Source organism: Kribbella sp. CWNU-51 (assembly GCF_054073265.1).
This window is the reverse complement of the sequence record NZ_JBSXMZ010000031.1, coordinates 179,645-188,790: the sequence shown is the minus strand read 5'-3', so window position 1 is coordinate 188,790 and position 9,146 is coordinate 179,645. Positions and strand designations below refer to the sequence as shown.

Sequence of the window (9,146 nt, the reverse complement as noted above, 5' to 3'; positions counted from 1 at the left end):
AACCTCGAACGCCGGCCGCCAAGCCGCCGCCACGACGAACGACGAGGTCACGAAAGATCCGGGCTAGCGGGGTAAAAGGTCTTGTGAGAGGTAGTAAATGTCACCGGAACACACCGGAAGGCATCTCAACCTTCCGCGGCCGTCGGACGTCCCACAGGATGTGGAGCAGCGGGCGCGGACTCGGCACCCGCGACCAAGGGGGGGTTTAACCGCATGCGAATTCTTACCAAACTCGGCCTCGCGGCGGCGGCGGTCACGGTCGTCGCCCTCGGCGCGACGTTGCCGGCGGATGCGATCACCGTGTCCCAGGTACGAGCGGCCCAGACCCGGCTGAACGGGATCGGCTGCACCGCGGGCCCGGTCGACGGCAAGGTCGGAGCCATGACCCAGGCGGCCACCGTGCGGTTCCAGGCCGCCAACGTCCTGAGTCAGACCGGTTCGCTCAGCAGTACGACGTACTCGCGGCTGATGGCCTCGACCGCGAAGCGGTGCGACGTCCGGGCGGTGCCGCGCCGGTCAGGCACGGGCCGCCGGATCGTGATCAGCCAGACACAGAACTGGGTCTGGCTCATCGATGCCCGCGGCAAGATCGTCCGGCAGGGCGGGATCATCGACAATCCGGCGTACCTGAAGGCCGGCAACTACACGAGTGGCGCGAAGTGCGGGCGGGCCGCCCGGATCCGGAAGAACACCGACGGTGCGAGCCTGTACCTGAACAACTTCGTCCGGTTCGCGCCCTGCGGGATCGGGTTCCACCAGATCCCGACGTACAAGTCCAACGGGAAGCAGATCCACGCCGACTGGCTGCTCGGCACCAACTACAAGGCCTCCCACGGTTGCATCCGGGTCTCGGCGTCGATGTCAGCCACGATCTGGTCGTTCGCCGCCGGCCCGACCCACGTGGTCGTGATGCGCTGAGCTCCCTGAGTGCCCTGGGGTGTGGATAACAGTCCGATCCACGCTCCGGGGCACTAGCATGCCCAGCGGGCGCACGTTCGCCGTCCGTCAACCGGGGAAAGGCACGCTGACATGGCCGAGACAGCCGACGTCGTGGAGACCGTCAAGCAGGGCTACGCGTTCGAGGGGGCGGCGATCGAGCTGGGCGCGCTGCTGGTCGACGACGAGCCGAAGCCGGAGGCTGCGGTCCGGATCCCGCTCTCGATGGTGAACCGGCACGGCCTGGTCGCGGGCGCCACCGGTACCGGTAAGACGAAGACGCTGCAACTGATGGCCGAGCAGCTGTCCGCGGCCGGTGTCGCGGTGTTCGCCGCCGACATCAAGGGCGACCTGTCCGGCATCTCGCAGCCGGGTGAGGGCAACGACAAGCTGCTCGCCCGGACCAAGTCGATCGGCCAGGACTGGACCGCGACCGGGTTCCCGACCGAGTTCTACGCACTGGGCGGGCAGGGCACCGGGATTCCGATCCGGGCCACCATCACGTCGTTCGGGCCGGTGCTGCTGTCCAAGGTGCTGGGGCTGAACGACGTCCAGGAGTCCTCGCTCGGGCTGATCTTCCACTACGCCGACAAGGCCGGACTGACGCTGCTCGACATCAAGGACCTGCGCGCGGTCATCCAGCACCTCACGTCCGACCAGGGCAAGGACGACCTGAAGGAGCTCGGCGGGCTGTCCGCGGCGACCGCCGGCGTGATCCTGCGGTCGCTGATCGGATTCGCCGACCAGGGCGCCGAGGCGTTCTTCGGCGAGCCGGAGTTCGACACCGCGGACCTGATGCAGCAGCGCGACGGCAAGGGCGTCATCTCGCTGCTCGAGCTGCCGAACCTGCAGGACCGGCCCGCCCTGTTCTCGACGTTCCTGATGTGGCTGCTGGCCGACCTGTTCCACGACCTGCCCGAGGTCGGGGATGCGGACAAGCCGAAGCTGGTGTTCTTCTTCGACGAGGCGCACCTGCTGTTCGCGGACGCGTCGAAGGCGTTCCTGTCGGCGATCGCGCAGACCGTGCGGCTGATCCGGTCGAAGGGTGTCGGCGTCTTCTTCGTCACCCAGACGCCGAAGGACGTGCCGGACGACGTGCTCGCGCAGCTCGGCTCGCGGGTGCAGCACCAGCTGCGGGCGCACACCCCGAACGACGCGAAGGCGCTGAAGGCGACCGTGTCGACGTTCCCGACGTCGTCGTACGACCTGGGCGAGGTGCTGACCCAGCTCGGGATCGGCGAGGCGATCGTGACGGTGATGAACGAGAAGGGTGCCCCGACGCCGGTCGCGTGGACCCGCTTGCGGGCGCCGCAGTCGCTGATGGCGCCGGCCTCCACGGAGCAGCTGACCGCCTCGGTGCAGGCTTCGCCGAACAACGCGAAGTACACGGCCGTGATCGACCGGGAGTCGGCGTACGAGCTGCTCGCCGCCAAGGTGCAGGCCGGTGCCGAGCAGGCCCGGACGGAGGAGCAGGCCAAGCAGCCGGAGGCCCCGAAGGCGCGCGCCCAGAGGCAGGAGAAGTCCGTGGTCGAGGCGGTCATCGGCTCGACGGTCTTCAAGCAGTTCGCCCGCTCCGCCGGCCGCGAGATCGTCCGCGGGCTCTTCGGCGCAGCCCGCCGGCACAAGTAAACCCTGCCCGGCAGGGAATTCAGTCGTTTGATCGTTGATCAAACGACTGAATCATCAACCATAGGCCGTCGTTTCCGACTCGTCATCCACAGCGCGCCGTCGCGGATTGAGACGAGACGCCTACTCGTCGTACGGTGGGAGGGATGGTTGCGCAGAGTAGGCGAGCGATACGGTCCTGGGCGCTGTGGACCCTGACGGTCCCGGCGTTCGCTGTTGTGGTGCTCGTCGACCTCGCCGCGATCGGGTACGGCGTGCAGGCGTTCACCGACCGGCCGGACTGGCGCGGCCTGGACGTGGTGTTCGCGCTCACCGTGTCCGCGCTGATCTCGGTCGAGGGTGCCCGCCGGGTCGAGAACCGGCGGCGTCGCGGCGGAGCGCTGCACAAGGACCTGGCGCCGGCCTGGATGATCGCGGCCGCCGTCATCCTGCACCCGGCGCTGGCGATCCTGGTCGCCGTCCTGCTCCGGACCTGGTGGCGGATCCGGGCCGGCAAGTGCATCCCGTATCGCTGGGCGTTCTCGACCGCGGTGTACGTGCTCGCGGTCGGCGCGGCCCACGCGGCTTTCGGCTGGGCCCGCGACTTGACCGGCGACAGCGGTCTCGGGCTGGTCGTCTCGATGGTGTCCGGCGCGATCGCGTACGTCGTGACCGACACCGTGCTGTGTGGCCTGGCGATCTCGCTGATCATCCCCGGCAGCAGTTGGCGCGAGGTTGTCGGCGGGCTGGACGATCTCAGCACTGACGTGACGGCCGCGACCCTCGGCTGCCTGCTCGCCGCGGCCTGCCTGGTCAGCCCGTGGTTCGCGTTCGTGGCGATCCCGATCACGCTGACCGCGCAGCGAGCCCTGCTGCTCGGCCAGTTGGAGTCCGAGGCGCAGACGGATCCGAAGACCAGCCTGACCCGGGTCGACTGGTGGCGGCGCCGTACTGAGGAGATGTTGCGGACCGCGCGGACCCAGCGGGAGCCGATGGCGGTGCTGCTCATCGACATCGACCACTTCAAGCAGGTCAACGACCGGCACGGGCACCTGGTCGGCGACGAGGCGCTCCGCGCGGTCGCGACGATCCTGCGCAGTGCGATCCGGGCGAAGGACGTGATCGGCCGGTTCGGTGGCGAGGAATTCGTGATCGCGCTGCCGGACACCGGCCTCGATGAGGCAACGGTCACCGCCGACCGGCTCCGCAACGCGGTCGCCGCCAGCCCGCTCGCCGCGATGTGCGCCGGCGTACTGGACGAGCCGGATCTCGACCCCGACACCTTCCGGCTCACCGTCTCGATCGGTGTGGCTGTTCACCCGGCCGACGGCAGCACTGTCGACGACCTGTTGCTCCGCGCCGACCGGGCCATGTACGCCGCCAAGTCCGCCGGCCGCAACCGGGTCCGCCTGGCCGCCGACACGCTGCCCCTCCCGCGGCTGACCCCGATCGCCCCGGCCCGGTCACAGGACAGCCCGGCGGCCGATCGCGCAGTCGCCAGCGGCGCGGCAGCGCCCACCGACCGCCGCTGACCGACCTGCCCTGCCGGCAACCTTCCATCGGCGCAGAACCATTCCCGCCGGTACGGCGTCCTGTGAGGTGAGGGACGGCAGGACGGAGGACAAATGGCCGGTTCGGGGAGTCGCGACGACGACTTCACGGCCTTCGTGCTGGCCAGGTCCGCGCGATTGGTGCACTTCGCGCGGATGCTCTGTGGTGATGCCGGCCTGGCGGAGGACCTGGTGCAGACCGCGCTCGAGAAGGCGTACCTGCGCTGGGATCGGATCGACATGGCCGACCCGTTCGGCTACGTCCGGCGGGCTGTGGTCAACCAGCACCTGTCCTGGCTGCGCCGCCGGTTGTGGCGCGAGCATCCGACCGGTGGCGCCGACGAGCTCGACCAGGTCGTGGAGCACGCGCTCGGCGACCCGTCCGGCGCCGCGGATCGCCGGCTGGCGCTCCTGGGCGCGCTGCGGGTCCTGACGCGTCGCGAGCGAGCCGTCGTGGTCCTTCGGCATGTCGAGGACCTGTCCGAGGGCGAAACCGCGGAGATCCTCGGTGTCGCGGTCGGCACCGTGAAGAGCTCGAACGCGCGAGCCCTGCAGAAGCTGCGGGCCGCGCCTGAGCTCCACGGAGTCCAGATAGGAGAGCGGGTATGAACGACCAGGACATCGAGACCGCACTGGGTGCGGTGACGACCGCGAGCGAGCCACTGGATCCCGCCCGCGTGATCGCCGGAGCCCGTCGCCGCCGACGCCGTGGTGTGGCGACCGGCGTCGCCTCGGCAGGAGTCGTGGCGGCTGTCGCCGTCGGTGTCCTGGCCGGGTGGAGCAGGCCGGCCGTCGAGGCGCCGGTCGCGGGTGTGCCCGCCCCACCGGCCACGACCACACCGGCCCCTTCGACTCCACTGAACGGCTACGTCTTCCAGAACACCAAGCCCGCGATGAGCACACTGGCTGCGGGTGCGGAGGTGAAGGTCGGCTCCGGGCTGTACTTCACGACCCGCGGGACCAAGTGGGCCCTGATCGAGCGGAAGATGGGTCAGCCAGAGAGCGAGCCCTTCGGCTGGCGGAGGACGGTCGGCGACCCGAACCTCGGCGATCCCACCTCACCCGGGATCCAGTCCGCCGACGGCGTGGTGTCCTCGGTCTTCAAGAGCCCCGAGGCCGCGACGGTCGTCTACACCCAGGGCCGCAAGGCCTGGTACGCAATGCTCTACAGGCTGGCCGGCATCCCGGGCTGGGTGCAGTCCTCGGCGCAGGTTCCCGTCCCGGCACCTGCCACCCCGGCCGGCCCGGGCACGGCGCAGCAGGCTGTCGCGGTGTTCGTGTACGACGGCGCCGGCAAGCTCCTCACCGCCTTCGGCAACACCGATCGCGGCCCGCTCGGCTGAAGAACCTTTCCGGACAGCGACGCGTCCTTGAGCCCGACAGCATCACCGATCCTTGTGGAGGGCAACGACATGCAGAAGAACCGATGGGTGACTCGGCTCCTGCCGGCCGGACTCGCGGCGGTCGCCGTGGCAGGCACGATGATCGCCGCCGCGGCGTTCACCGGGAACAACGAGCCCGCCGCCGCGAGCGGTGCCACCCCCGTGGCCGCGCCGCCGGCCGCGGCGCCGCCGGCCGCTCTACCGGCCAAGAAAGGGCCAAAGGCAACGAAATACACGTTCCAGAACACCCGGCCGGCGGTCGCCACGCTGGCCGCCGGTGCGGAGGTGAAGATCGGTTCCGGCGTGTTCTTCACCACCCGAGGCTCGCAGTGGGGGATCATCGAGCGGATCCCCGGTCAGCCGGTCAACGAGCCGTTCGGCTGGCGGAAGACTGTCGGCGACCCGAACCTCGGCGATCCGGGGACACCGGGGATCCAGGGGGTCGGCGAGGTGCGCAGTTCGGTCTTCAAGAGCCCGAAGGCCGCGACGGTCGTCTACACCCAGCGCACCAAGGCCTGGTACGGGAAGATCTACCGGCTGGCCGGGATCCCTGGCTGGGTGGAGTCCTCGGCCCAGGTGCCCGGCGGGACGGATCTTCGGCACTCGGAAGACGCGTCGGTCTTCGTCTACGACCGGGCCGGCAAGCTGATCGCCAAGTTCGGTACGGCCAAGGGCGACCCGCTGGCCGAGTGAGCGCGAACTCCCGCACGCCGAGTGCACCGGCGTACGGGAGTTTTGCTGTTTCAGCAGGCGCCGAAGGATCCGGCCGACACCCACGCCTTCGCGACGTACATGCCGGCGTTGACGCGCAGCCAGATGTTGCTGGTGCCCTGTGAGCCGGTGACGCTCTGCCCGGTGGTCTGGCACTCGACCGTCACCTGCGCCGACTTGCCTGCCATGCCGACGACCGCGCCGGACGAGCTCGCCGAGTTCCGGATGTTCAGGTAGCCCGAGGAGATCGAAACCGTGCCACGGCCGCCGTCGCCGGTCCACAGGTAGGTCACGTCCACGAACCCGTTGTCCGGCAGCGCCAGCGCGTCCCAGAACACGCCGTCCGCGAGGTCGATCCCGGCCGGGTTGGCGACGGTCCGGCCGAACTGATCCTTTCCGCCGTTGTAGCCGTTCTGGTACGCCGCCTGTGCCTCAGGCTTGCCCTGCGACAGGTCCTTCCACATCTCGCGGGTCGCGCTCGGGTTCCAGTAGTCGTCCTTGGTGTTCCACGGGCCGACGTCCCACACCGGCTCGAAGGCGCAGCGTGAGGCTGTGCAGACCTTGACCGAGTACGTGCCGGAGCCGTTGCCGGCCAGTCCTCGTCGTGACGGCAGCGCTACGAAGTGGTCGCGGCTCACGATCACGTGACCGTTGGCCGTCGTGCCGCCGACCAGGCCTTCGCGGGTGGCGAAGACCCGGGACTGCAGTGGCGCGGCCTGGATGGCCATCCCGCTCGGGGCCGCCTTGTCGGTGGGCTGAACGGTCACGTCGCCGACCCACGGGCTCGCGCCGGTCGGTGGTGCGCTGACGATGATCCGCAGCTGGACCTGGTCACTCGCGCCGGGCAGGGCGGTCGGCGTACCGGCCTTGGCGGCCGTCCATTCGGACCACCTGCCGCCGACCCAGGCCCGTACGTCGACCTCCGCCGACGAACCGTCCGGCGTGCCGGTGGTGTAGCCGACGACGACGGCCGAGGTGGCGGCGCTGAGGCGGACCGGAGTGAGCTCGGCCAGACCGGAGCGCTGCTTGATCTCGGTCGAGCCGATCGCGGCCGGGGCGTCGCCGAGGATGATCCGGTTGGCGTCGACCTTGACGTTGCTGGATCCCTGGACAGGTTGCGCGGCGACGACGGCGGGGTCGGTCTCCGCGGCGGAGCTGGGCAGGGCGATGGCGGCGAGCGGCGCGATCGCGAGGGCGGCGGCCAGGCAGGCGATGGCCTGCCGACGGGCTTTGATATTTCGGGTGACACGCATGGGCGGAACCTCCGGGGCGGTGAAGGTGTGTGCACCCAATGTGACAAATGAACCGTACCTCTGCATAGCCCGTGAATAAATTTCTTCGAAGGAGTTGGTGACCGAACAGAACCCGATCGATCACCCAGTGGGTTTGTACCGGTGTGACAGAGGCAGAGGAGAATCGATGACCCGGACCGCGGACGCCGACTTCGAGCGCTTCGTGTTGGCGCAGTCGACCCCCTTGCTCCGCTTCGCGGAGATGCTGTGCGGCGATCGGCACACCGCCGAGGACCTGGTACAGCAGGCGTTGATGCGCTCCTATCCGAAATGGCACCGGCTGAGCGGCGACCCGTTGCGGTACGTACGGCGGGTGCTGGTCAACCGATTCCTCACGCAGGCCCGCCGGCGCTGGAACAACGAGGTACCCAGTGACCCGGTGCAGAACGATTGGGACCAGCGAGCGGTAGCGGACTTCGCCCAGGACGTGCAGACCAGGGAGGCCGTGCTCTCGGCTCTCGCCGGCCTGACCGTCCGGGAGAGAGCCGTCGTCGCGCTGCGCTACTCGCAGGATCTCTCCGAGGCCGATACCGCCGAGCTGCTCGGTATGGCGGCCGGGACCGTGAAGAGCACGGCTTCCCGGGCGCTGGCCAAGCTGCGTCTGGCACCCGACCTGATCGATACCGGAGTTGGAGGAAACTGATGAGTGACGAGCGAATTCGCAACGCTCTCGACTATGACCTGGAGCCGTGGCAGCCGGACCCCGCCGACCTGATGCGGCGCGGCAAGCGGCTGGCCTGGCTCCGCCGTGGACTGGCCGCGGCGGGCGTCACCGCCCTCGCCGGAACCGTTGCGACGGTGTCGGCCGCGGTCGGGGGACCGACCGACGTGAAGAACCTGCTGGCCGGTGGCGACAAGCCGCCGGTGCCGGTGGTGGTGCCGTCGGCGACTCCGCAGCCGCCGTCGGTCGACCCGACCTGCCTGCCGAGCAAGCCGGCGCTGCCGAAGGTGGAGGTCTCGATCGACAAGACCATCGACCCGAACAGCGTGCCGACGACCAAGCCGAGCCTGCCCGGCAAGCCGAGCCTGCCGTCGGTGCCGACCACCCGGCCGTCGCTGCCGGGGAAGCCGTCGCTCCCGACGACGAAGCCGACGCTGCCGTCGCTCCCCCAGGGCAAGCCGACGCTGCCGACTGTCAAGCCGAGTCTGCCGGGGAAGCCGACGCTGCCGACCACGAAGCCGACGCTTCCGGGGAAGCCCACGCTGCCGATCGCCAAGCCGACGCTGCCGGGCAAGCCCACGCTTCCGTCGGTGCCGACCGGCAAGCCGACTCTGCCGAGCAAGCTGCCGGTTCCGACCGCCGCGTCGTCGCTGCCGACGACCGTGCCGTCGGTGCCTGGCAAGCCGGTCCCGGTTCCGTCCGTGGCTGACTGCGTGCACGGCGTACCGACCGAGAAGCCGTCCTTGCCGCAGTCGAAGCCGAGCCTGCCGGGCAAGCCGTCGCTGCCGACCACCAAGCCGTCCGTGCCGAAGCCCGCCGTTCCGACGGTGAAGGTCACGGTCACGGTCGACCCGGACAAGGTCTCGCGCCCCGGCACGAAGCCGTCGCTGCCGACGCTCCCGACCACGGAGCCGAGCATCCCGACGCCGAGCCTCCCGACCGCACTCCCCACCGGTCACCCCTCCTCAAGCCGGTGGGGCACCCCGGTCGCCGGCGAGTAGGCACCCTG

9 protein-coding genes are annotated in these 9,146 nt (G+C 69.8%); 8 read left to right on the top strand and 1 reads right to left on the bottom strand.

From position 1 onward, the window contains the following. The first annotated feature begins 213 nt into the window (after positions 1-213). From ACXC9Q_RS29725 to ACXC9Q_RS29700, 6 genes are all read left to right on the top strand, one after another. The gene (locus ACXC9Q_RS29725; RefSeq protein WP_457059926.1) at positions 214-918 is read left to right on the top strand and encodes a L,D-transpeptidase family protein; all 705 of its coding nucleotides are present in this window, start codon (positions 214-216) and stop codon (positions 916-918) included. Between the two features lie 111 nt (positions 919-1,029). Further along, positions 1,030-2,565, top strand: coding sequence for a helicase HerA-like domain-containing protein (locus ACXC9Q_RS29720; RefSeq protein ID WP_457059925.1), 1,536 nt, complete (start codon positions 1,030-1,032; stop codon positions 2,563-2,565). A 143-nt stretch (positions 2,566-2,708) separates the two neighbouring features. Next, positions 2,709-4,073: a diguanylate cyclase gene (locus tag ACXC9Q_RS29715; protein ID WP_457059924.1), complete on the top strand. Its 1,365-nt coding sequence runs from the start codon at positions 2,709-2,711 to the stop codon at positions 4,071-4,073. Between the two features lie 93 nt (positions 4,074-4,166). Next, positions 4,167-4,700, top strand: coding sequence for a SigE family RNA polymerase sigma factor (locus tag ACXC9Q_RS29710; RefSeq protein ID WP_457059923.1), 534 nt, complete (start codon positions 4,167-4,169; stop codon positions 4,698-4,700). Beyond that, positions 4,697-5,434 (top strand): hypothetical protein, encoded by a 738-nt coding sequence (locus ACXC9Q_RS29705; protein ID WP_457059922.1) that lies wholly within the window; start codon positions 4,697-4,699, stop codon positions 5,432-5,434. The genes ACXC9Q_RS29710 and ACXC9Q_RS29705 overlap by 4 nt, the downstream gene beginning before the upstream one ends. Before the next feature lie 69 nt (positions 5,435-5,503). Beyond that, a complete protein-coding gene (locus ACXC9Q_RS29700) occupies positions 5,504-6,166 on the top strand; it encodes a hypothetical protein (RefSeq protein WP_457059921.1) in 663 nt (220 codons plus the stop codon). A 50-nt stretch (positions 6,167-6,216) separates the two neighbouring features. Here the strand turns inward: ACXC9Q_RS29700 and ACXC9Q_RS29695 are convergent, their stop codons facing one another. Beyond that, positions 6,217-7,437: a hypothetical protein gene (locus ACXC9Q_RS29695; protein WP_457059920.1), complete on the bottom strand. Its 1,221-nt coding sequence runs from the start codon at positions 7,435-7,437 to the stop codon at positions 6,217-6,219. 166 nt (positions 7,438-7,603) lie between these two features. On the opposite strand from ACXC9Q_RS29695, the gene ACXC9Q_RS29690 reads away from it, so the two are divergent. Together ACXC9Q_RS29690 and ACXC9Q_RS29685 are read left to right on the top strand one after the other, a co-directional pair. Further along, on the top strand, positions 7,604-8,119 hold the full coding sequence (locus tag ACXC9Q_RS29690; RefSeq protein ID WP_457059919.1) for a SigE family RNA polymerase sigma factor: 516 nt from the start codon (positions 7,604-7,606) through the stop codon (positions 8,117-8,119). Then, complete coding sequence (locus ACXC9Q_RS29685) at positions 8,119-9,138, top strand: hypothetical protein (RefSeq protein WP_457059918.1); 1,020 nt, start codon at positions 8,119-8,121, stop codon at positions 9,136-9,138. The genes ACXC9Q_RS29690 and ACXC9Q_RS29685 overlap by 1 nt, the downstream gene beginning before the upstream one ends. Positions 9,139-9,146 lie beyond the last annotated feature (8 nt).